20 protein-coding genes are annotated in these 24,036 nt (G+C 47.7%); 4 read left to right on the forward strand and 16 right to left on the reverse strand.

Annotated elements, in window-relative coordinates; translation table 11 throughout:
- Positions 1-15: 15 nt before the first annotated feature.
- Both FGT79_RS09090 and cymR read right to left on the reverse strand, forming a co-directional pair.
- Positions 16-1,170: a cysteine desulfurase family protein gene (locus tag FGT79_RS09090; protein WP_138752359.1), complete on the reverse strand. Its 1,155-nt coding sequence runs from the start codon at positions 1,168-1,170 to the stop codon at positions 16-18.
- A 13-nt stretch (positions 1,171-1,183) separates the two neighbouring features.
- On the reverse strand, positions 1,184-1,603 hold the full coding sequence (gene cymR, locus FGT79_RS09095) for a cysteine metabolism transcriptional regulator CymR (RefSeq protein ID WP_054027272.1): 420 nt from the start codon (positions 1,601-1,603) through the stop codon (positions 1,184-1,186).
- A gap of 200 nt (positions 1,604-1,803) precedes the next feature.
- Between cymR and mnmA the strand changes: the two genes are divergently transcribed.
- Positions 1,804-2,940 carry a tRNA 2-thiouridine(34) synthase MnmA gene (gene mnmA / locus FGT79_RS09100; RefSeq protein ID WP_138752360.1) on the forward strand — a complete coding sequence of 379 codons (1,137 nt, stop codon included), beginning with the start codon at positions 1,804-1,806 and terminating at the stop codon, positions 2,938-2,940.
- 167 nt (positions 2,941-3,107) lie between these two features.
- On the opposite strand, the gene FGT79_RS09105 is transcribed toward mnmA, so the two are convergent.
- Positions 3,108-4,460 carry a hemolysin family protein gene (locus FGT79_RS09105; protein ID WP_246096233.1) on the reverse strand — a complete coding sequence of 451 codons (1,353 nt, stop codon included), beginning with the start codon at positions 4,458-4,460 and terminating at the stop codon, positions 3,108-3,110.
- A gap of 370 nt (positions 4,461-4,830) precedes the next feature.
- Between FGT79_RS09105 and FGT79_RS09110 the strand changes: the two genes are divergently transcribed.
- Complete coding sequence (locus tag FGT79_RS09110; protein WP_171056143.1) at positions 4,831-5,397, forward strand: copper resistance protein CopC; 567 nt, start codon at positions 4,831-4,833, stop codon at positions 5,395-5,397.
- Positions 5,397-6,482: a copper resistance D family protein gene (locus tag FGT79_RS09115; RefSeq protein WP_138752362.1), complete on the forward strand. Its 1,086-nt coding sequence runs from the start codon at positions 5,397-5,399 to the stop codon at positions 6,480-6,482. Before FGT79_RS09110 ends, FGT79_RS09115 begins: the two co-directional genes overlap by 1 nt.
- Positions 6,483-6,562: 80 nt before the next feature.
- Here the strand turns inward: FGT79_RS09115 and FGT79_RS09120 are convergent, their stop codons facing one another.
- From FGT79_RS09120 to FGT79_RS09175, 13 genes are all read right to left on the reverse strand, one after another.
- Positions 6,563-7,864 carry a replication-associated recombination protein A gene (locus FGT79_RS09120; protein WP_138753010.1) on the reverse strand — a complete coding sequence of 434 codons (1,302 nt, stop codon included), beginning with the start codon at positions 7,862-7,864 and terminating at the stop codon, positions 6,563-6,565.
- Positions 7,865-8,217: 353 nt separating this feature from the next.
- On the reverse strand, positions 8,218-8,973 hold the full coding sequence (locus tag FGT79_RS09125) for a tRNA threonylcarbamoyladenosine dehydratase (RefSeq protein ID WP_138752363.1): 756 nt from the start codon (positions 8,971-8,973) through the stop codon (positions 8,218-8,220).
- A gap of 29 nt (positions 8,974-9,002) precedes the next feature.
- Positions 9,003-10,817 (reverse strand): aspartate--tRNA ligase, encoded by a 1,815-nt coding sequence (gene aspS / locus FGT79_RS09130; RefSeq protein WP_138752364.1) that lies wholly within the window; start codon positions 10,815-10,817, stop codon positions 9,003-9,005.
- 45 nt (positions 10,818-10,862) lie between these two features.
- On the reverse strand, positions 10,863-12,110 hold the full coding sequence (gene hisS, locus FGT79_RS09135; protein ID WP_138752365.1) for a histidine--tRNA ligase: 1,248 nt from the start codon (positions 12,108-12,110) through the stop codon (positions 10,863-10,865).
- Between the two features lie 637 nt (positions 12,111-12,747).
- The gene (locus tag FGT79_RS31060) at positions 12,748-12,918 is read right to left on the reverse strand and encodes a hypothetical protein (protein WP_171056144.1); all 171 of its coding nucleotides are present in this window, start codon (positions 12,916-12,918) and stop codon (positions 12,748-12,750) included.
- Positions 12,919-13,010: 92 nt separating this feature from the next.
- Positions 13,011-13,454 (reverse strand): D-aminoacyl-tRNA deacylase, encoded by a 444-nt coding sequence (gene dtd, locus FGT79_RS09140; RefSeq protein WP_138753011.1) that lies wholly within the window; start codon positions 13,452-13,454, stop codon positions 13,011-13,013.
- A 183-nt stretch (positions 13,455-13,637) separates the two neighbouring features.
- A complete protein-coding gene (locus tag FGT79_RS09145) occupies positions 13,638-15,815 on the reverse strand; it encodes a RelA/SpoT family protein (protein ID WP_138752366.1) in 2,178 nt (725 codons plus the stop codon).
- A 197-nt stretch (positions 15,816-16,012) separates the two neighbouring features.
- A complete protein-coding gene (locus FGT79_RS09150; protein ID WP_138752367.1) occupies positions 16,013-16,543 on the reverse strand; it encodes an adenine phosphoribosyltransferase in 531 nt (176 codons plus the stop codon).
- Positions 16,544-16,582: 39 nt separating this feature from the next.
- Positions 16,583-18,601 carry a single-stranded-DNA-specific exonuclease RecJ gene (recJ, locus tag FGT79_RS09155; RefSeq protein WP_138752368.1) on the reverse strand — a complete coding sequence of 673 codons (2,019 nt, stop codon included), beginning with the start codon at positions 18,599-18,601 and terminating at the stop codon, positions 16,583-16,585.
- Positions 18,602-18,633: 32 nt separating this feature from the next.
- On the reverse strand, positions 18,634-19,551 hold the full coding sequence (locus tag FGT79_RS09160) for a cation diffusion facilitator family transporter (protein WP_138752369.1): 918 nt from the start codon (positions 19,549-19,551) through the stop codon (positions 18,634-18,636).
- A gap of 103 nt (positions 19,552-19,654) precedes the next feature.
- A complete protein-coding gene (gene secF, locus FGT79_RS09165) occupies positions 19,655-20,569 on the reverse strand; it encodes a protein translocase subunit SecF (RefSeq protein WP_138752370.1) in 915 nt (304 codons plus the stop codon).
- Positions 20,559-21,791, reverse strand: a complete 1,233-nt coding sequence (gene secD, locus FGT79_RS09170) for a protein translocase subunit SecD (RefSeq protein WP_138752371.1) — start codon at positions 21,789-21,791, stop codon at positions 20,559-20,561. The genes secF and secD overlap by 11 nt, the downstream gene beginning before the upstream one ends.
- Before the next feature lie 83 nt (positions 21,792-21,874).
- On the reverse strand, positions 21,875-22,114 hold the full coding sequence (locus FGT79_RS09175; protein ID WP_138752372.1) for a post-transcriptional regulator: 240 nt from the start codon (positions 22,112-22,114) through the stop codon (positions 21,875-21,877).
- A gap of 332 nt (positions 22,115-22,446) precedes the next feature.
- Here FGT79_RS09175 and spoVB point away from each other — a divergent pair, with 332 nt between their 5' ends.
- The gene (gene spoVB / locus FGT79_RS09180; protein ID WP_138752373.1) at positions 22,447-24,030 is read left to right on the forward strand and encodes a stage V sporulation protein B; all 1,584 of its coding nucleotides are present in this window, start codon (positions 22,447-22,449) and stop codon (positions 24,028-24,030) included.
- Positions 24,031-24,036 lie beyond the last annotated feature (6 nt).

Here is a 24,036-nt window from a genome sequence, read left to right on the forward strand (position 1 = left end):
CTTAGCGGAGTCCTCCTAGTAGTTATTACGAATACGCCTCACGATTAAACCGATCTTACGCGCGGCATCTTCTAATTCCTCCATAGTATTCCCCAAACCGAAGCTAAATCTTACGGCAGATTGAATTTGTTCATCAGGCAGCCCCATCGCCCTAAGCACATGCGAACGTTCAAGCGCACCCGAGGTGCATGCGGAGCCGCTTGCTGCAGCAATGCCTTCCATATCCAAATTCATAAGCATCGTTTCGGTATCAACTCCGATAAAGCTGATGTTGACGATATGCGGCAAATGCTCCTGTTCGCTCCCATTCATAATGAGGGGAACCTCTGCATGATCATGAAGCAGTTCTATCCATCTCTTACGAAGCTCGTCCATAAAAGGTTGCTTTTTTTTTCGTTCGTTCACACAAATGTCAACAGCAGCAGCAAAACCAACTATACCTGCGATGTTTTCAGTACCTGCCCTGCGTTTTCGTTCCTGTGAGCCGCCATGCTGAAGGGGATCAAGTGGAGTTCCTGTAGCTGCATAAAGGGCACCAACGCCCTGAGGTCCATTAATTTTGTGGGAAGAGAAACTCATTAAGTCAACTGGCATTTCTCTAAGTCGATAGTCGAACCAGCCTAGTGTCTGAACGGCGTCTACATGAAATAGGACACCAGCAGCCCGTGCTATGCTGCCGATTTCTACAATTGGCTGGAGCGTACCTACTTCGTTGTTGCCATGCATAATGCTGATGAGCGCTGTTTCTGACGTAATTGCGGATCGAACCTGCTCTGGGGATGTCCGCCCGGCAGGGTCAACCGGCAATACCGTTAATGTGAAGCCTTCTTCCTTGGCAAGCCACTCACAGGTATGCAGTACGGCGTGATGCTCGCCCGCAGAAGTAATGAGATGCGTCCTGCCGCGCCTCCGCATAGCTCTAGCCGCTCCGATTATGGCCATGTTGTCGCTTTCGGTGCCTCCAGAAGTGAATAGCAGCTCCGAAGGCTTACAGCCGATTGCAGCCGATATTACATCTCGTGAGCGGTTAAGACGAAGCTTAGCCGCTCTCCCAAACGCATGCATACTAGACGAATTGCCGCCAGGACCTTGCATAACCTCCAGCATTGCTCTGGCAACGTCAGGGTGCATTGGGGTAGTAGCTGCATGGTCGAAATAATGTATAGTCATAGGTCAGCTTCCTTTAAATGTAGAACATATAGCTGTCTGGTTTGCCAGCGTCTTCGAAATTAATAAGATCCGCAAGCGTGGTTGAATCAAGCACCTCAGCGATGCTGTCACGAATTCTAAGCCATAATTGGCGTTTCGCTGGATCGTCCTCTTCCGTAAAATCAACAGGTGAGATAGGTCCTTCTAGAATACGGATGATATCTCCAGATGTAATTGTTTCTGGATCCTTCGATAGAATGTAACCGCCATATGCGCCTCGGATACTTTTTACAAGCCCTGCATTGCGAAGCGGTGCTACCAATTGCTCCAAATAGTGCTCGGAAAGCTGGTTACGCTCAGCGATGCTTTTGAGCGATGTTGGGCCTTCCCCAAATTTAGCCGCAAGCTCCATCATAATAGTTAAGCCATAACGGCCCTTCGTCGATATTTTCAAAGTGGCACCTCTTTTAGTCGTTTTTATAGTCAATCATTCATCTGTCTGGAATATTAGCTTTAAATCTCTGTATTCCCATTACACTTATATGTTAACATATCACGCGTGCGCCGTGTGCAAAAAGCTTGACTACTTCATGAAATAATTTGCTTCCTATGATACAATAATAGTTGTTTGATTCGAGCAAGGTGGTGTTTACAGTGGATAAACCAATAGCTTCGACAAGAGTTGTCGTCGGCATGTCAGGCGGCGTCGATTCATCCGTTACTGCGCTGCTGTTGAAGCAGCAAGGGTATGACGTTGTCGGCATTTTCATGAAAAACTGGGATGATACCGATGAATTCGGACATTGCACGGCAGAAGAGGACTCGGAAGATGTCCGCCGCGTATGTGAGCAAATCGGCATTCCCTACTATACCGTCAATTTTGAACGGCAATACTTCGATAAGGTATTCACTTATTTCTTGGATGAATACAAACGCGGCCGCACGCCGAATCCCGATGTCATGTGCAACCGTGAAATTAAGTTTGGTGATTTCCTTCAGCGTGCGTTGGAGCTTGGTGCTGATTATTTGGCAACAGGCCACTACGCGCAGGTCGAGCGTACGGAAGATGGAGTGACCAAGCTGCTGCGCGGTGTCGACACCAACAAGGACCAAACTTACTTCCTCAGCGCTTTGAATCAGAAGCAGCTGGCGAAAGCTATGTTTCCGATTGGTCATCTTCCTAAACCGGAAGTTCGCCGGATTGCCGAGGAAGCCGGTTTGTATACGGCGAAGAAAAAAGACAGTACAGGAGTATGCTTTATTGGCGAACGCAATTTCAAAACCTTTCTCAGCGGTTATTTGCCTGCGCAAGCCGGCGATATGATCGATGTTCAAACAGGTGAGAGAAAGGGTCGCCACGACGGTCTTATGTATTACACATTAGGCCAGCGGCAAGGACTTGGCATCGGCGGTTCAGGCTCGGGCGAGCCTTGGTTCGTTGCTGATAAGGACTTGGAGCAAAATATTTTGTATGTCGTACAAGGGGAGCAGCATCACAGCCTCTACTCCAAGAGCTTAACGGCGAGCGGAATGAACTGGATTGTACCGACTGTTGCGGCTGGTGAAAGCATTCGCTGTACGGCCAAATTCCGCTATCGCCAGCCTGATCAAGGTGTCAGCGTCACCGTTTTGGAGAACGGAGAAGCACACATTGTATTTGATAAACCACAGAAAGCTGTTACTCCTGGACAAGCCGTTGTTCTTTTTGACGGAGCTGTCTGTCTTGGAGGCGGCACGATAGAGACGGTTCAGAAGATCGATTCCGCTGCCGTGCTAGCCAAACAAGCTTAATGCACTAAACAAGATAAACCGGCTGTCGCCTTTCTTTGGCGGCGCGGCGCGTTTCATTCCGAGAAATATAGAGAAAGAATGACAAAATGATATACTTCTCTATATTTCAATAAAGGCTGCTATACACATGCTGGCATGTGCGTAGCAGCCTTTTTCATACGTCATCATCATTCTAATTGCTGATCCAACTGCTGACCATACGAGCCTCTAGTCATCTTTCCAATAGAGCGAATGCGCAGACGAGAAATGCGCAGATGGTCCGTTTCCTCTATGATAAATTCATACTCACTTCCATACTGGACAAGTTGCTTGCTAGTTGGCGGCATTTCAATTCTCGCATACATCCATCCGCCAATCGTATCGTAGTCATCCGTGTCAATATCAAGCCCGAAGAAGCTGTTCACTTCCTCAATCAGCATGAGTCCGCTGACCGAATAAGTACCATCATCCAACCTCTCCATTTGGTCACGCTCTTCGTCGAATTCATCTTGAATTTCTCCAACAATCTCCTCCATAATATCCTCAAGCGTCACAAGACCCGAAGTACCGCCATATTCATCGATGAGGATCGCGATTTGCGACCTGCGTTTCTGCATCAGCTTTAGCAGCATACTAATTTGCATCGAATCGGGTACCGTTGTAATCGGCCTTGTAATCTGCCTAATATCATAAAGGTTGTGCCGCGTATCCTTCAGCAGATCTTTAATATGAACAAAGCCGATGATATTGTCTTTGTCGTTCTCACAAACCGGATAACGAGTCAGCATCTGCTCAAGAGCAAGCTCCTTGTTCTCAGCCATTGTATGGCTCGTATTAAGGCAAATCATTTCCGTGCGCGGAATCATAATTTCCCTGGCATTCGTTTCTGTAAAGTCGAAAATATTGTCAACGAGCGTAAGCTCCGTCTTATCAATAAATCCATTTTTATGGCTTTCCTGCATTAGAATCCGTATTTCATCCTCTGTATGCGCTGAGTCCTTCTCATTAGCTGGCTCGATGCCCACTCTGCGAAGAAGCTGATTCGCCATCCCATTTAGCAGCCATATAAAAGGGGACATTATTTTATAGAATAGAATTAACGGCGCAGCGGCCAACAACGTAACCGTCTCCGCTTTGCGGATGGCCACCGTCTTGGGGGCAAGCTCACCTAACACAATATGAAGCACGGTAATAAAGGTAAAAGCAATTAGAAAAGAGAACGTATGGATGAACATCTCACTACGTATACCGATTGATGCCAGTACCGGTGCGATTACTTTGGCAACTGCCGGCTCTCCAATCCAGCCAAGTCCTAGTGAAGCCAGCGTAATGCCAAGCTGGCATGCCGACAAATACGTGTCTAAATTCCCCATCATATGTGCAGCCCGCTTAGCGCGGGAATTCCCTTCCGAAGCGAGCATATCCATTCGGCTTCCTCTTGCCTTCACCATCGCAAATTCAGCAGCGACAAAAAAAGCATTTAGCGAAACGAGCAAAAAAATGAGAACCAAGGACAAACTAATCGGCATGGGGTCATTCAATGAGTTCCTGCCTCCGCAGCCATGCACGCATGCTGCAAAAACAGGCCACCTCCTTTTGGAACAAAGATACGGCGATCTTTGTGTAATTCGTGCATCTCTGGTTGATAAGCCGCCGCGTCAAACGGTATAACCGGATGGTAACCCGTTTTCAAGACTGTAATTATGTCTATTCGGCAGAGGCTATCCAATATACGCAGTTTGCGTTCCATTCTTTTAGCTATTTGTCGTTTACAGGATCTAAGCTTTAAGAAATGTTCATAAAGCCGTTACGAATTGACCCAGAAGGGTAAACCAGATGTATATAGAAATCTGTTATAATGCAATAACCTGCCTTGCAGGCTCGTCACTAAAATATGTAGGAGGTTTACCCATGAAACGAATTTTATTGATCTGTCTTGCCGCACTGTGGCTGCTTCCGAGCGTTGCATTAGCACATTCCACACTTGAGAAAGCAGTTCCTATACAGAATGCAACGGTTACTGCCCTTCCAGAGCGCATAGAACTAACTTACAATACCAAGATTGAAAAGCTTAGCAACTTCAAACTCATGAACGCAGCAGGCGAGGAAATAGAAAAAGATAAGGTTGAGGTAGATGGCATGACGATGAGTGCGGGATTGCCAGACACCATTCCGAATGGCATCTATACAGTGAAATGGGTCATTATTGGAGCGGACGGACATTCGGTCGAAGGCGATTATACCTTTACGCTCGATGCCCCTGCTGCAACGGAAGCTCCTTCTCCAGAGCCAACAGCAACAGACGCCGTATCACCAACGCCTGAGCCTTCCACTGAAGAAGGTACAACCACCAATGCAGGCGACGAGACTAACTCTCCGGCAGCAGCAAGCGATGGCACCAACTACACACCTGCCATCATCATTGGTGCGATTATCGTTGCAGCGGCACTCGTGTTGTTCATGCGGAGGAAAAAATAATGATTTACGTGAGCGAAGGCCTTCTTTATATTTGCTTCGCCATTCTGACAGGTTCTCTGCTGCTGAAGCTTGTGCCCGAGAATAGAAGGCCCTCTGTACAAGTTCCAAACGGCTTGCTTCTGGCATGCGCTATAGCGATACCGGTCTTATCTTATGTGCCGATTCATCAGCTTGCTCTTGTTTTCGGCAAAGATTTCGGCATGAGTTACGGCTCTATTCTAAAAAGCATTTTGCTTGATATCAACACAGGCAAAGCATGGCTTTGGACCGCTATCGGTTCATGCGGACTCTCTTTGCTTCTGGGTCTCAAAGCGTTTCAGAACGACAAGCATATGCCCAAGGTCGCTTTGTTTGTAACATTTTTGCTCATCGTTTGGCTGGGGTATGCGGGGCATGCCTCAGCGCTTTATGGGTTTAGAGGACTCATTACGCATGCAACACATTTCTTGGCCGTAAGCGTATGGATTGGCATCCTGTTCATCGTTAGTTGGTTTGCCAAGGACAATGCCAACTGGCATGCCTTTCTGCGCTGGTTCTCACCCGTCGCGATTGTCTCAGTCATCCTAACGCTGCTCGCAGGCATTATTCTCATGACTTTCACGACACCTCAATATGTAAATGCATGGATGCTTCCTTATGGTCAGATGCTGCTCATTAAACATTTATTAATATTGCCTTTGCTCTTATTTGCGTACTCCAATGGCTTTGGTTACAAAAAAGCGGCACAGAGCAATCCTAACTTTAATCCGAGGCGCTGGCTGCAAGCAGAAAGCCTCATTGCACTACTCGTGCTAGCCGCTACTGGTGTGCTTGGTCAACAAACACCGCCGCATGTCGTAAAGGATACGCTGCAAACGGTCTCTCCGTCTCCCTTATTCACTTCTGTATATAAGGGAAGCTTTAGTCCGGATATTACGCTCCAGTTCAGCCTCCATTTGGAAAGCTTACTCATGTTTGCAGCAGCTTTGCTAATGGCCGGAGGCCTGCTTTGGATGTACCGCTCCAACAAACTAATACCCGCTTTCGTCATGGGTATTCTAACTGCTGTTTTCGGTTACTATGGACTTATGTTCGCCATTGCCTAATCGGCCATTGATAAAAAACAACGAAGGCTGCCCGCGAATAATCGCATTGGGCAGCCTTTTACAGTGTTATGTCAGCAGATTCACTTACGCTTTTGCTGATTTTGTTTAATTCGGTCTTCCATTCCCTGCTCTGTCGCCTTGTAGAAGGACATGTTTCCAAGCGTATGGGGCAAATATTGCTGCTTCACATAATGGTTAGGAAAGTCATGCGGGTATTGGTAGCCCTCATGTCCAAGCTGCTGAGCGCCTTTGTAGTGCGTATCGCGCAAATGCAAAGGCACCTCCGCGCCTCCAGCACGCTCAATCGCCGCTTCGGCATTGCCAATCGCGATCGCTGTTGCATTCGACTTCGGACTCTCTACCGCAAATAGTATGGCCTGTGAGATGTTGTACTTCGCTTCAGGCCAGCCGATCTTGTGATAAGCGTCCATCGCCGTAACGGCTTGAATCATCGCTTGCGGATTAGCAAGCCCGATATCCTCGCTGCAAGCTACGATCAGCCTCCTAAGGAAGGTCATCGGGTCCATGCCCAGCTTCTCGACCGCGTATAGAAACCAGAACAGAGCTGCGTCACTTGAGCCTCGGACACTCTTATGAAAAGCAGATAATACGTCATACTGCGTTGAAAGGTCTGCTCGAATAGACGGTTTGCGTATCGATTCCTGTGCCACCTCCAGCGTCAAACGCACAGAGCCATCCATCTCCGATGGCGTTGTGACCGCAGCAAGCTCCAGCGCATTCAGCGCTCTACGGATATCACCGCCTGCCATCGCAGCAATATGCAGCAATGCATCCTCGTCTGCTTGCAGATCCATAAAACCAAGTCCCCGATCACGATCAGCAAGTGCACGCCGCATCGCCTCATAAGCATGTATCTCGCCTAGAGCCTCGAGTTGAAACAATGTAGACCGAGACAATAAGGCTCCATTTACATGATGGAAAGGATTTTCCGTTGTCGCCCCGATAAATATAATAATGCCTTGCTCAACCGCAGGCAGCAAGGCATCCTGTCTTGCTGTATTGAAACGATGTACCTCGTCTAGAAAGAGAATCGTCTTCTTCCCATACATCGCTTTGTTCGTACGAGCCTGATCAATGACCTCGCGTACATCTTTGACGGAAGCATCCACCGCGTTCAGCTTTACGAATTCTCCGGCTGTTCGCAGTGAAATAATGTGCGCAAGCGTCGTTTTCCCGCAGCCAGGCGGGCCGTACAGCAAGATGGAAGACACCTGATCGCCTTCAATGGCTCTACGAAGCAGCTTGCCTGTTCCTACTATATGTTCTTGCCCAATATACTCATCCAAAGTTTGCGGCCGCATACGGTCTGCAAGCAGCCTTGCACGCGGCAACTCCGCTTCCTGATACGAGAATAAATCCATTCTGCTCCCCAACCTTCTGCCCTCTGTTAACTCGATCATAGCATACAAGCACATTTGTTCGCCATAGTGATGCCTAACCCGAGGGCGTCGAGCTACGCAAGGTGACACGGCTGCTGTAAGAACACATATGCGCTTACAGCTTCCGTTTGCACTCACTCCCACGTAAATCCTACTCCATAAGCGCACTCATACGGTGGCTTTCCTATATGTCAAAAAAGCCATACCGTGATTACAGCACTTTCGCTGCTTCCACGGCACGGCTATTTGTTTATATCCATAAAAAATATCAGCTTGCTAAGCAATCCCTTGACCTTGAGCCTAGAAGCCGCTTATCGCATATCCATATGCTTTACCTACTCCTCAATGCCGCCTGACGCAAGCAAATCATTGACTACGACGCTCACCATAATTAAGCCCGCAACCGGAGGTACAAATGAATTGCTAGCAGGAGGCTGCTTCGCCTTGCGGATTTCAGGCGCATTCTCCGGAACGATCTGCTTCGTTACATCGGCACGCGGCTTAATTGGTGTTTCTGTTGAGAATACAACCTTCACGCCGCGTTTAATACCTTCCTTACGAAGTTTCGTCCGAATGACGCGCGCGAGTGGATCTGTATGTGTCTTCGAAATGTCGACAACTTGGAACTTCGTCGGGTCCATTTTGTTCGCTGCACCCATACTCGAAATAATCGGAATTTTGCGTTCCAGGCATTGCTTAATGAGATGAATCTTATATGAAATCGTATCAGAAGCATCAACAACGTAATCGAGCGGATACTCGAAAAACTGTTCAAACGTTTCCTCAGTGTAGAACATCCGCAGCGCAATGACATCGCACTCTGGATTAATGAGCTTGATCCGGTCCCGCATGAGCTCTGCCTTCGGTTGACCAACCGTAGAAACCAGCGCATGGACCTGCCGATTCACGTTCGTAATGTCGACAACATCCTTATCGACAAGAATAATTCGTCCCACGCCTGTGCGCGCGAGCGCTTCAGCCGCGATTCCGCCGACTCCGCCGATGCCGAGCACGGCAACCGTGCTTCCCTTCATAAGCGCTAATCCCTCTGGCCCAATAGCAAGCTCTGTTCGTGAAAATTGATGAAGCATCAGGCTGCCGCCTCCTTTGCATAATTCACTTATTTTTCCGTTGCTTCTGCTGCAGGAGCTGCAGCTGCCGCTACTGGTTTCGGTTTGATGACTGTGCGAATATGCAATTGCTCAAGCTGTGACAGCTCGACCTCGGAAGGTGCATCGCAAAGCAGATCCGTTGCGCTTGCCGTTTTCGGGAACGCAATCGTTTCACGCAGGTTCGTACGACCAGTAAGGAGCATAACTAGACGGTCGAAACCGAATGCAATACCGCCATGTGGAGGCGTACCATAATCGAAGGCATCAAGCAGGAAGCCGAATTTCTCATGTGCTTCTTCCATGCTGAAACCAAGTGCTTTGAACATTTGCTCCTGAACCTCACGTTTGTAGATACGCATAGAGCCGCCGCCAACTTCATAGCCATTCAGTACAAGATCGTAGGCTTGCGCACGAATTTGACCTGGATCTGTATCGAAGAAATGAATATCTTCTTCATTCGGACGAGTGAACGGGTGATGCTCAGCTACATAACGTTTAGCATCCTCATCCCAACCAAGAAGTGGGAAATCAACAACCCACGCGAATTTGAATTTGGATTCGTCGATCAAGCCAAGATCCTTGCCCAGCTTGGAACGAAGGTTGCCAAGGACATCCGAAACAACTTTTTTCTTATCCGCCGAGAAAGTGAGCAAATCGCCGTCTTCAACTTGCAAACGCTCGGTTAGAGCAGCAATCTCTTCCGGCTTCAAGAATTTCACGATCGGACCGCGCCATTCGCCTTCCTTCACTGTAATCCAAGCAAGACCTTTGCCGCCGTAACGGGCAGCGAACGGCTGCAAATCATCTAGTTCCTTACGGCTCCAGCTTGCACAGCCTTTAGCATTGAGCGCTTTAACAACGCCGCCGCCTGCTGCTACGCTAGCGAATACTTTGACTTCGCTTCCGGCAACGATATCGGTAATATCTTCAATCTCAAGACCAAAACGAAGGTCAGGCTTATCAGAGCCATATTTGTTCATGGCATCAGCGTACGTAATTTGTTGGAATGGAAGCTCCAGCTCTACTCCAACTGTTTCTTTCAAGAGCTTAGCAGTCAACTCTTCCATCATAGCCAGCAATTGTTCCTGAGATAGGAATGACGTTTCGATGTCGACTTGTGTAAATTCCGGTTGACGGTCTGAGCGAAGGTCTTCATCGCGGAAGCAACGAGCGATTTGATAATAACGTTCAATTCCGCCTACCATGAGCAGCTGTTTGAAAATTTGTGGTGATTGCGGCAAGGCAAAAAACTCGCCTTCATGCACGCGGCTCGGCACCAAATAATCGCGCGCGCCTTCCGGTGTACTTTTCGTCAGGATTGGCGTTTCCACGTCGATGAAGCCTTCACCGTCAAGGAAGTCACGGAAAATTTTAGCTGCTTTCGAACGAAGGAACAACGTTTTTTGCATTTCTGGACGACGAAGGTCAAGATAACGATATTTCAAACGAAGCGATTCATCTACTTCTACACCGTCTTCAATAGGGAACGGAGGTGTTTTGGCAGCGTTCATTACTTCGATTTTAGTTACACGTACTTCAATTTCACCTGTTGCAAGGTTTGCGTTATATGTTTCTGCATCACGTTCTACGACTGTACCTTGAATCGCAAGAACGAACTCATTGCGTGCACGGTCAGCAATCGCTAGAGCATCGCCGGAAAAATCCGGGTTAAATACCGTTTGGACAATACCGGAACGGTCACGAAGATCGATAAATAATACGCCGCCAAGATCGCGACGACGCTGTACCCAGCCGTTCAGAATAACCGTTTGACCAACGTCCGCTTTCGTCAAGCGGCCGCAGTGATGTGTTTTTAACAACATAATTTAATAGCTCCTCGTTTAGTTAGATTAGTTATGGGCAAATCATTAACCAATAATCTCATCAGCCAGCTTATCCAGCGCTACGACGCGCTGCTCGCCTTTGGCCATGTCTTTAAGTGAAATTTCTCCGCGCGCAAGCTCATCGTCGCCAAGAATAGCCGTATAACGGGCTTGTAGACGGTCAGCCGATTTCATCTGTGCCTTCATCTTGCGCCCTAGATAATCACGCTCTGCTCGAACGCCTCGCTGTCTTAGCTGATAAACCAGCTTCGTCACCTCACGCTCAGCCGCTTCTCCAAGCGCAACGACGTAGACATCGATTTCATTGAACACAGGCAATTCCGTTTCTTGGTGCTGAAGCAGCAGAATGGTACGCTCAAGTCCTAGCCCTAGACCAACTCCAGGCTGATCTGGACCCCCAATCTCCGAGACGAGACCATTATAGCGTCCTCCTCCGCCAACTGTATCGATCGTACCAATACCCTCGGCCTTGTATTCGAAGGCGGTGTGGGTATAGTAGTCGAGGCCGCGTACGAGCCTGTGGTTGATTTCATAAGGAATGCCCATATCGGTCAAGTACATTTTCACTTTATCGAAATGAAGATGACATGCATCATCCAAGCTGTCTAGAATGGACGGAGCATCCGTGAAATGCTCTTGATCGACCTTGCAATCGAGTACACGCAGTGGATTGCGGTCTATTCGTGATTGGCAGTCTTTACAGAGAAGGCTGCGCTTTGGTTCCAGAAACGCGAGAAGGCGTTCACGGAATACAGCTCGTACCTCTGGCGTTCCAACCGAATTAATCTCGACGCGCACACCCTTCAGGCCTACCTCCGTATAGAACGTATAACCAAGTGCGATAACTTCCGCATCAATTGCCGGATCAACGGAGCCAAGCGCCTCAACCCCGAATTGATGAAGCTGACGATAACGTCCCGCCTGCGGCCGTTCGTATCTGAACATCGGCCCGATGTAATACAGCTTAGACACATCTGGCTCGCCGTACAGCTTGTTCTCCACGTATGACCTTACTACGCCCGCAGTACCTTCGGGTCTAAGCGTTAAGCTGCGATTGCCGCGGTCTGTGAACGTGTACATTTCCTTCTCGACAATATCTGTCGTCTCGCCTACACCGCGCTGAAACAGCTCCGTTGATTCAAAGATCGGCGTACGTATTTCGCGAAAATTGTAGCGCTGGCAAATATCGCGTGCTTTCTGCTCGACATACTGCCATCTCTCAACCGCACCGGGCAAAATATCCTGCGTACCCGGCATTTTTTGAAAAGCCATTGATAAAACCTCCTGCCCCCGTAATTAAGCCTCAACATCGTAAAACGCAAAAAACTCCCGTTCCTAACAGCTTGCGCCATAAGGGACGAGAGTGTATCTCCCGTGGTACCACCCACATTCCGAGCCTGCATCCTATGCATCAGCCCGCTCCAAGACGGTTAACGTCCGTCATCCGCAGTCCAGCTAATTTGCTTCAGTCTGCAAGCCTATTGCTTGTTTCCTATCCGCTGTTCACCGTCTGTTCTCCGGGAAGTCTGTTCATTCTGCCGTTATAAGGACCCTTGCAGCCAAGTGGCGTCCCTCTCTGGAATATAGCGCTTAGAATTACTTTGTCCCATCCATGAATCACTATTCATACTGAGGATTAATTTTACCTCTGACAACGATTAAAGTCAAGATTGTTCTGTCCTCATGCGGCGCACACTGCTAATAGACAGAAAAAAACCTACAAAACATGTTTGTAGGTCCAAAAGTAAAATATATTTTTAAAAAGGGGGTCGAGTTCTATTATAGGTTAGCGATGTTAAAACAAAGTTAGAGATTGATTACAGAAACATTACAATTTCGAAAGCGTTTTATTGAATGACCCCTGTCTGAAACGAAGCGGCCATCCATTACGGACGGCCGCTTACAATCACTATAAATGATTCGGATGATCTCTGCGAGGCTGCTGCGGGAAGCCCGCCCATTCCTCTGCCGCTTCAACGTCATCCTCTAGCTCAGCGAAAATCTTAGCCTCTCTGCGGTCTGGATGAAGCAGTCTGCGTGATACCCGTTCGATGCCTTGCTCTTTGCGTGACTGATGCATGCTCGGAATATCCTCCAATATCACATTCGGCTGTGACTGGCAGCCATGCTGCCTACACCGCCTATGATCTATTGTTTCCCCTGAATGCAATCTTACATACCGCTCTCCAAAATTATCGTAACGGGCCCTGAATTGACGAGCTCCACATCCATCATCGCACCGAAACGTCCCGTTTCCACCGTTAAACCCAATGCACGGAGTGTTTCGTTGAAGCTGTCATAAAGCTTCTCCGCCTGCTCCGGCTTCGCTGCTCCCATAAAGTTCGGTCTTCTACCCTTGCGGCAATCGCCATACAGAGTAAACTGTGAGATGGACAGCAGCTCGCCTTTGATATCCGATACGGAATGATTCATTTTTCCAGATTCATCCTCGAAAATACGCAAATTCGCCACTTTATCCGCCATCCACCTCACGTCTGCCTCTGAGTCATCATGTGTTATACCGACCAGCAGCACAAGACCGGAATCAATTGCACCGACGGCTTCGCCTTGGATGAGAACCTTTGCTTGCTTACTGCGTTGTACAACAACCTTCACAGTCTTCAATCCCCCGATAACAAGCGTAAACGGCTGGAGCCGTCCTCTGACGGCTATGCTCACGTTTCGCATAGACGTATAGAGAAAGATGAGTAAAAACTCATATACTTTCCTATACGTTAAGAAGAAACGGCTAGCGCAGTCCTCTGGCAGCGATAGCCGTTTCATTTCCGTTTCTTGCACTTATTGCATAATCCGTTGAACAGAATAAATATCCTGCGTGCGTTTAATTCTCTCTACTACCGCATTCAGATGCTCGATATTGCGAATAAGCACCGTAATATGAATAAGCGACATATTTTTAACCGAACGTCCAGTTACTGCCGAGATGTTTGTCTTGCTCTCTGATACAGCCTGCAGTACTTCATTCAACAATCCTCTGCGGTCGTTCCCGGTAATTTCGATATCAACGCTGTAATTAGCGTCAATCGTATCTTCCCATTCGACCTCAATGACCCGTTCGCCTTCTTCCCCTTGATCACCGAAAGGAATGTTCTGACAATCCATGCGATGCACAGAAACGCCTCGACCGCGCGTAATATAGCCAATAATGGTATCACCTGGCACCGGATTGCAGCAGCGCGCAAACCGAACAAGCAAATTGTCGATGCCTTTTACCGTAACCCCTTGGTTCATTCTTGGTTTACGATTGCCTGGCGATTTAATTTCCTTAACCTCGCTCGTTAGCTCCAATTGATTGGCAAGCTCGGCTTCACGACGCATTTTCTCCGTAAGCTTCGTACAAATCTGTGCTGCAGTAATGCCTCCGAATCCGATCGCGGACATCATATCCTCGATATCGTTAAAAGCAAATTTCGATGCAGCCTCCATCAGCTTATCATCCTGCAGCCATGCCGAAGGCTCCAGACCAAGGCGCTTAAGCTCGCGATCGAGCAAGTCCTTACCTTTTGCAACGTTCTCCTCGCGTCGCTCCTTCTTGAACCATTGTCTAATTTTACTGCGAGCATGCGAGGACTGTGCGATTTTGACCCAGTCCTGACTCGGTCCGTAGGAATGCTTCGACGTTAAAATTTCAACAATATCTCCAGTTTTGAGCTTATGGTCGAGCGGAACGATACGCCCATTCAGCTTTGCACCGATCGTTCGGTTTCCAACCTCCGTATGAATGCGGTATGCGAAATCGAGCGGCACAGAGCCGGCAGGAAGCTCAATAACTTCGCCGCTCGGTGTAAACACAAATACAAGATCGGCAAAAAAGTCCATTTTGAGCGATTCCATAAATTCAGAAGCATCGCGCGCCTCATGCTGCAGCTCCAAAATTTCACGAAACCAAGACATTTTATCCTCGAAATTGCCTCCAGGAACGAGCGAGCCTTCCTTGTAGGCCCAATGTGCAGCAATCCCGTACTCCGAAGTACGATGCATCTCCCACGTACGAATCTGAACCTCTGTAGGCTCACCATTTGGTCCGATAACCGTCGTATGCAGCGATTGATACATGTTCGCTTTGGGCATTGCGATGTAATCCTTGAACCGGCCTGGCATCGGCTTCCAGAGTGTATGAATGATTCCTAGCGTTGCATAACAATCCTTAATATTATCAACGATAATCCGAATCGCAAGCAGATCATAGATCTCAGTAAACTGCTTGTTGCGGTCGGTCATTTTTTTGTAAATACTATATAAATGTTTAGGCCTTCCAGAAATATCGCCTTCAATGCCCATTTCCTCAAGCTTCTCTGTAATGCGGCCGATAACATCCTCAATAAACTGCTCTCGCTCCGCACGCTTCTTCTTCATGAGATTAGCAATGCGGTAATACTGCTGCGGATTCAAATAACGGAGTGCAATATCCTCCATCTCCCATTTGATTGCAGAAATACCCAAACGATGGGCAATCGGGCAAAAAATTTCAAGCGTTTCGTATGCAATCCGGCGCTGTGCTTCCTCCGACTGGAATTTCAGCGTGCGCATATTATGCAGTCGATCTGCTAATTTAATAAGAATGACACGAATATCCTGTGCCATAGCAACGAACATTTTACGGTAATTTTCGTTCTGCTGCTCTTCCTTGGAACGAAATTGTATTTTCTCCAGCTTGGTCAAGCCGTCTACTAGCATCGCACACGTTTCGCCAAATTTCGCACGAACCGTCTGCAAATCCACAGTTGTGTCCTCTACGACATCATGAAGCAATGCCGCGATAATCGACAGCACGTCCATTTGCATATCAACAAGAATATCCGCAACCGCTACGGGGTGTAGGATGTAAGGCTCTCCCGACTTCCGTACTTGTCCATGATGGGCTTGCTCCGCAAAGTCATAGGCTTCCTGGATGCGTATAAGGTCCTGCTCTTTCATATAGGCGGATGCCTTCTCGAGTAAATGCTCAATGCCCATGAAACGTCCCTTTCTGATTACACTCCTGGCAGATCCCATTCATGCGTTTTCCGAGTTTTTATAATATTATGCCTGTAATAGCAGTACCGCGTCAACTACCGAGAAGCTCCATTAATAAAATAAAACCGCCTGAGCTCCCCGCAATAAGCGATTGAAGCGACAGGCGGTGCCTATTCAGATTCATTTCATAATGTGCATTACTCGTAAGTCATTAATGAGAAAACATCAATTCCGTCAAGTTTTTCACGGCCTGTCAGGTAAGCAAGTTCAATAAGGAATGCTGCGCCTACAACTTCTCCGCCTAACTGGCGAACCAAATTCATGGACGTCGCGATTGTTCCGCCGGTCGCAAGCAAATCATCCGCAATTAGTACGCGCTGCCCTGGTGAAATGGCATCCTTATGCATAGCAAGCTGATCGTTACCGTATTCCAAATCATAGCTTGCCGTAATCGTCTCACCCGGCAGCTTGCCACTTTTACGAATCGGAGCAAAACCTACGCCAAGCGCCAACGCCAGCGGGGCACCTACTACGAAGCCACGTGCTTCCGGACCTGCGATAATATCAATTTCCATATGTGCTACTGCAGCACGCATCTCCTCAATAACCGCACGATAAGCACCGCCGTCTTTCAGCAGCGTCGTAATATCCTTGAATCGAATACCTGGTTGCGGGAAATCTGGAATTACCCGAATATAATCTTTAAAGTTGTATGGTGTGTTAGACACGAGAGGTCAACCCTTTCCTTTTCGAACTATTCATTATGATCAGTAACTAGCTGTGTACTGTGATGCTTCATATTTTGCTTTGGCCTCGCGGTAACGCTCCGATGTCGTTAAGTCACGTTTCTGTGGGGAGGTCGCAGCGATCATCAATCCATTGCTCCGCTCGATGAACTGCAGCTCCTCGAATACGTCCAACATCAAATCTACAGTGACTAAGGATAATCCACTCTGCTTAGAGAGGCGTTCATTTAGACCAGCAAGCTGGGCCTCGCCGAGCAGCTTCAATTGCTGATAAACTTTACCGAAATCTTCACGCTCCGGAAAAAGAGCAGCGGCAGGATCGTAATGCATATCATGCAGCTGCAACTGCGGCTTGCGCTGTCCATTCCATTCATTAACGGACAACTCACCAATGACATCGATCTTGCTTCCAGGCTGAAGGCCTGCTGCGAGCATGCCCATACTAAACCCAATGCCGTCCAGTAAGCGTCGACCGCTGCCGAGCGATAGCTTCAAATGCTTCGATTCCTTGCCAATGGTACGTCTATCTGCAAGCTCAGCATGCTGGAATAGCAGCCTCGGAGAAGGATTGCCCATTCCGAACGGCTCAAGCTGTGAGAGCTCGGTGATCGTTTCTAGTGTAGCCTCGTTCACAGAGCATAAGAGATCTACCGCTGTTTTCGGTATCCAATCTTCCTCGCTCAGCCACTCGTCAGCCAGCTTGCCAAGACGCTGCTCGAACTCTGGAAGACGATCACGATGCAGGCTCATCCCAGCTGCGGCTTGGTGGCCGCCGTAGTGGTCCAGCAGCTCGTCGCAGGCAGTAAGAGCTGCATGTAGATCAAAGCCGTCTATCGAGCGTGCAGAGCCCTTACACATCCCCGTCTCTACGTCTATGCCGAGAATAATGACCGGCTTATAGTTACGCTCAAGCAGCTTCGATGCAACGATGCCTATGACGCCAACATTCCAGCCTTCGCCTGCAAGCACGATAACAGGTGGAGACGCAATTCCAATCGCTTCAGCTTCCGCAACTTTCTCTTGCCATAGCTGTTCTGCTTCTTTAACGATGCTCTCTACGACGCGCTGCCGCTCTTTGTTAAGACTATCCAAGCTGATCGCAGCAAGGATAGCATTATCGTAGTCATCCGTCGTAAGCAGCTCTACACCTCGTTTGGCATGATCTAGACGGCCAGCCGCATTAATACGCGGCGCCATTCCGAATGCAACACCTGTGGAAGTAATGGTATCGAGCTCTATGCCGCCTGCTTCCGCAAGCGCTCGAAAGCCTACACTCGGTTTGTTTTTCAGTCGTTCCAAGCCATACCGGACCAGAATGCGATTCTCGTCCTTTAGCGGCATCAAATCTGCGATGGTCCCTAAGCTGACGATATCCGCCCATTCGAGCGGCGGGCGCTCCAGCAAGGCATGAGCAAGCTTGAATGCTACGCCGACGCCGGCAAGCCCTTTGAATGGATAATCGCAATTGTTTTGCTTCGGATTTACAACCGCGCATGCGCTTGGAATTTGCTCTGGCGGCTCGTGATGATCCGTCACGACAACATCGATACCTAGCTCGCCAGCGTAGGCAATCTCCTCGGCAGCGCTGATTCCTGTATCAACCGTTACAATTAAGCTTATACCTTCATCTGCAGCGAGCTTGATTGCGTTTTTGTTCAGACCGTAGCCTTCAAGTGCACGATGAGGAATATAATAATCAAACTTATAATTTAATGATCGGAACACATGAACGAGCAAAGAAGTGCTCGATACGCCATCGGCATCATAGTCGCCATAGATTCGTATTTTCTCATCATTCTCCGCTGCCTGCTTAATCCGCTCGACAGCTTCTTTCATTCCCCTTAACAAATAAGGATCATGAAAATGCTCCACTCCTCCGCGCAAAAAACGCTCTGCTGCTTCCACATTGTCAAATCCGCGCTTAACAAGAAGCTTGGCGACAAGCGGACGCAAACTGAGATTAGAAGCCAAATTCGAAGCTTTCTGTTCATCAACCTCTGACCATGAAGCAAGTGCCCATCTTGTTTTTCTCTGAATCATGCCGCTCTCCTCCTTTCTGCTGTTCGATGATTTTATTGCAGCAGTGTAGGCATCTGCTCCTGATTCGGATCATGATTGGACTTGTAAGGATAACCAGGGTCATAAGGCTCAACATATATTGAAACGTCTGTAACATGGATGAAGCGTTTCATTACCAGCTGCTTTACCCGCTTCGCAATCTCTTGGCCTTCAAGAACCGAAATCCGTGGATTAACACTAATGACCATATCTGCAATGACGTAATGTCCATGCTCTTTGGCTTTTAGCGACTGCACTGTAATTACGCCCTCAACTCGCTGCACAAGCTGCATAAGTTCATCCGGATTCTCATCCCAAGCCGTCAATCTACTATCCTTACGAATGAGAACTGTAGCCATTCTATAACCGTTCATGACAACAATAATCGCAATGATAAACGCTGCGGCAGGATCAAAGTAATAAAGCGCAGGAATGGTAAACAACTTCCCTATAATCGCACCGCTGGCACCGACCAAAGCCGCTGCTGAGCAATAAAGGCTCGACATTCTGTCCTTATCCGCGAAGAATAGCTGTTGCACGATTAAGGACAGCACGATTACGACGGCAGAGCTCCAATGCGGCGCAGTCGTAACGCCAGCAGCAATATCCCTGATAGCGGATATTCCGATCTCGATCCCAATGATGAGAAGGACGACTGACAACAGAATCGTTGTAGCCGCCTCTCCTCTTAAATCCTCTGTTTCAGCTGCGGAATTAGCCTGTTCCAGCTTCCGCTGCCTGCTTGCCCGCAAACCGGAAATAGCAGCAATTGCCGCTGCCACCTCCGCTGCCGACCGAAATGCATCGGCGAGCAATGCTTTGCTTCCTGACAACCAACCTATTACGCCTTTAAATAGAGCCAGCAGCATGTTTCCCCATAAGCCGGCCCAGCTTGCGGACTCTGCTTTTGCATATCGCTGTGTGGTTGACATTTTTACCTCCTAAAGGTTTTGCGAATGCAAAACCTGCTTCGTAAGCATATGCCTAGGTTTTGCGAATGCAAAACCTGTCTCACAAGCATATGTGGTCTGACCTCTATGCCGATGTTTTTGCAACAGTCTTAGGCTTTTGCTTGCCTTTAAGCATGAGCCAGAGCGGGCTCGCAATACAGATTGAAGAATACGCCCCGCTGGTGAGACCAATAATTTTTGCTAATGCAAACAGCTTGATCGACTCACTTCCGAAAATAAACAAACATACAGCAACAACTAATACGGCCAATACGGTGTAAATATTTCTGGCCATCGTTTGCCAAATACTTGCGTTTACCATTTCAGCCAGTTGTTCGCGGTTTTTGAATTGTCCAAACCGCAGATTTTCCCGGATACGGTCAAAGATAACGATTTTATCGTTAATGGAATATCCAATTGTCGTAAGAACTGCAGCGATAAACGGAAGGTCTACTTCCAGACGGAAAATGGAGAATAAGGCAATAACCACAAAAGCGTCATATAGAATAGCGATATTCGCAGCAACTGCAAAGCGCCATTCAAATCGAATCATGACATAAATCATAATAACGACGCTCGCGGCGAGAATCGCCCATATGGTCTTAATCCCAAGCTCCTGTGCCATGTCTGGGGATACGATGTTAACCTCTGATGATACCTGATCTCCGTACTTAGCTTTAAAGCCTTCTTGAATTTCGACAATCTTCGCTTGTGACAACACCTCATCGAAACGAGCAGAAATGCGATCGCCTTTAGTACCGCCAACAGTAGGTGTAATGCCTTCAATTCCAGCCTTCACTAAAATTTCTTTTGCATCCTGCTGGGTAGCAGCTTTTCCCACCAATATATCCATGTTTGTTCCCGCCTTGAAATCAACACCGAAATTCAGGCTAAAGAACAGTAAGGACAAGATCCCTACTATTGTCAACGTGATTGAGAACAGAAAGAACTTATTGCGGTTCCCAATAAAATCGTATCGAATCTTTGTATTAAAGTTCACGGATTTCTGCCTCCTTCACACCATAATAGCTTGGTTTTGTAAATAGATTACTCTTGATAAGCAGCATAATCAAGAAACGGGATAAGAAAATATTCGTCAGCATACTTACAAAAATACTGAAGACCATCGTTAAGGCAAAGCCGCGAATCGCACCGCTACCTAAGAAATAAAGCACACCACTAGCAATAATATTTGTAACATTGGCATCCATAATCGTACGGAATGAATTTTTCGAGCCTGCTTTAAGCGAGGATAGCAAGCTTTTGCCGCTGCGAATCTCTTCCTTGATTCGTTCATACATAATGATGTTCGCATCGACAGCCATCCCTATCCCCAGCACAAAGGCGGCGATACCTGGCAAAGTTAACGTGGCGTTCATTAAATTGAAAACAACGAGCAACAGCCACGTATAAGTAATAACTGTTATACCTGCTACAACTCCAGGAATTCGAAACAGAATGAGCAGAAATACCAGAATGATAACCGTACCAATAATACCCGCCTCAACGGTTTCCTTTAGAGAAGCAAGCCCGAGCTTGGCGCCGACACTTTGCGTATACTTTTCAGTCAACTTGAGCGGAAGCGCGCCGAGATTAATCATATCTGCCAATTCCTTAGCTTCATCTCTCGTATAATCTCCTGAAATCTGCGCGGAACCTCCAGTAATTGGAAAATTGACAGAAGGCTTAGACAGCTCTTTGTCATCGAGATAAATAGCCAAATATTGCCCTGTTAAACGCGTTGTAATTTCTTCGAATTTTTTGGCATCCTTGAGCTCAATGGTTACGAACGGCTTGCTTAGGTTATCGTAGCCGATGCCCGCGCCGTTCGGCTTGAAATCACTGCCATCAAGCTCGATTTTCCCGTCTGGGCCCTTGAATGTCAGAATGATCGGTTTGGCGAGCTTCTCTCGCACCTCAGTTTCGTTCGCCACACCGGCTAGCCGCAACCGGATCCGATTCGAACCTTCTGGTGTAATCTCAGGCTCTACAATTCCGAGCTCATCTATCCTTTTTTCCAAGCTTCTTGCCGTTTCTTTCAACGATTCCGGCGTTACAGCCTCTCCGCCCTCAAGCGGGGATGCCTCGTACAAAACCTCAAATCCGCCTTTCAAATCAAGGCCTAGCCTTACGTCTTTCACTAGCGATGGGCTTGTCCAAGCGATAACGCCAAACATAATGACAATAATCGCAAGGAAGGCAACAATTCTCTTCCCGAACATACGTCTAAATCCCCCTTATGATCTCAATATTCCTATTATACAGACGAGGTAAAATCGAGTCAAAAAAAAAGAAACCCAATTAATCAGAACGGGTTTCCTTTGTATGCGCTAATCGTCAAGAAATTCATAAATTTCGTCACTTTCAGCGATAAAATATCGTTCACCAATTCATGAAGTTCAGGCTCGCCTGTCTTCTTATACTTCTCGCTGACACACGCCCATATCTCTTGGCCCGAAACATGCTCATACCCGATCAGATGAAACTCTTCCGCTTTACTCATACACAGTTCCTCTATCACGCGGTTTAATTCTTCGTCATCCATGCTGCGCCTCCTAATGCCTTGTTACATCAACGATGATTCATATAAGAAAGGATAAGCTGCACGTTATTATCCGACCTATTACCAAGGTGAAACGGCTCTTGCCGTCCTTCGGCGATACGGAACGATTCAGTCTTCCTAATTGCTGTATTCCAAATATTCGCTGCCCACCACCCGAATTCCTTCCCGTTATCTAAGCATTCTGCAAATTGAGTGACATGGAACTGGACATGCCGAGCATAAAGATGATAGTAAAAGCCTGTCTCACAGCTTAGGCTATTTGCCAAGTCAGGAGCAGCTCAGCTATTCCATAATAGAGAAGAGGGTAATCCAGTATGGCGAAGCAGAACCATTCAACCAAGCAAACGTTTATCAAAGGTGCTATGATATTGCTTGCCGCAGGCATAATCAATCGATTGCTTGGGTTTGTGCCACGTATCGCGTTGCCTCGCATCATTGGGGCGGAAGGCGTAGGTTTGTATCAGCTTAGCTATCCCTTTCTAACCGTCATGCTAACCATTATAACCGGCGGCATTCCGCTTGCGGTAGCGAAATGGATTGCAGAAGCTGAGTCACAGGGCGATTCGGCTCGTGTCAAATATATTTTCCGCACCGCAATGGGATTAGTCGCGTTTCTCGGAATTGTAATGACTGGCGTCATGCTGCTTGGGGCCAAATGGATTACGACACATGTCCTACCAGATGCACGTGTGTACCAGACCTTTCTGGTCATGACGCCTATGCTTATCATTATTGGTTTATCCTCTGTCTATCGGGGTTATTTCCAAGGTAAGCAGAATATGATTCCTACAGCTGTGTCGCAAATCGTGGAAACGGTGCTTCGCATCATCGCTTCCCTCTTCTTCGCTTATTTATTTCTCCCATATGGCCTGGAATGGGCTGCTGCTGGAGCGATGCTCGGTGCGGTCATTGGAGAGATCGGCGGGTTAGCCGTCTTATTATGGAAATATTACCGTGACAAAGTTGCGAGCAAGCATACAAACGCACAACTACAACCTGCATCTTCATCATCAATCCCAAGCAAACCTGTACTCCGAAGATTACTCAGTTTATCTATTCCTGTAACAGGCAGCAGGCTCATTGGTTCATTCTCTTATTTGCTTGAGTCCATCCTTACCGCACGCAGTCTAGCGGCGGCAGGCATCGCAACTGGCATCGCAACTGCACAATACGGTGCTCTTCAAGGTATGATCGTTCCGCTACTGCTGCTTCCCACTGCGTTAACCTACTCGCTAGCGGTGTCACTTGTCCCTTCCTTGTCGGAGGCAGCAGCTAGAGGTGACCATTCCTTAATTCATAAAAGACTGCATCAATCGATGAGACTTTCTCTCGTGTCCGGTGCCCCATTTGTCGTTATTATGGTTTTATTCGCCGAACCGATCTGTCGCATGCTTTATAACCATGCAGACATTGCACCTATGCTCCAGCTTATCGCGCCTGTTGGCATCTTTATTTATTTACAAGCTCCACTACAAGCCGCTCTTCAAGCGCTTAATAAACCCGGAACCGCATTAATCAACACGTTAATTGGTGCGGTCGTAAAGCTATTCCTCATTGCGCAGCTTGCATCTGACCCGGCATACGGCATCTATGGAGCGCTAATCGCGATAAACGTCAATATCGTTCTAGTTACCGTACTACATGCCATTAGCGTCTTGAGATTTATAGGCTTCCATATGAAGCTGCTCGACTTTGTCAAAGTTGGAGCCGCTATGGTCATGATGGGCGCCGCTGCCCAATATACGATGAATCAGCAGCCACTCCCGGCTGAATGGATAAATTTGCTGCTTGCCTGCGCTGCAAGTGCCATTATTTACTTAATTCTTATGATCCTGATGAAAATTATCGACCGTCACGATATGATTAGAATTCCGTTATTCGGCAAATGGTTTAAATAGCCTAAT

Source organism: Paenibacillus sinopodophylli, assembly GCF_005930355.1.
Taxonomy (GTDB): Bacteria; Bacillota; Bacilli; order Paenibacillales; family Paenibacillaceae; genus Pristimantibacillus; species Pristimantibacillus sinopodophylli.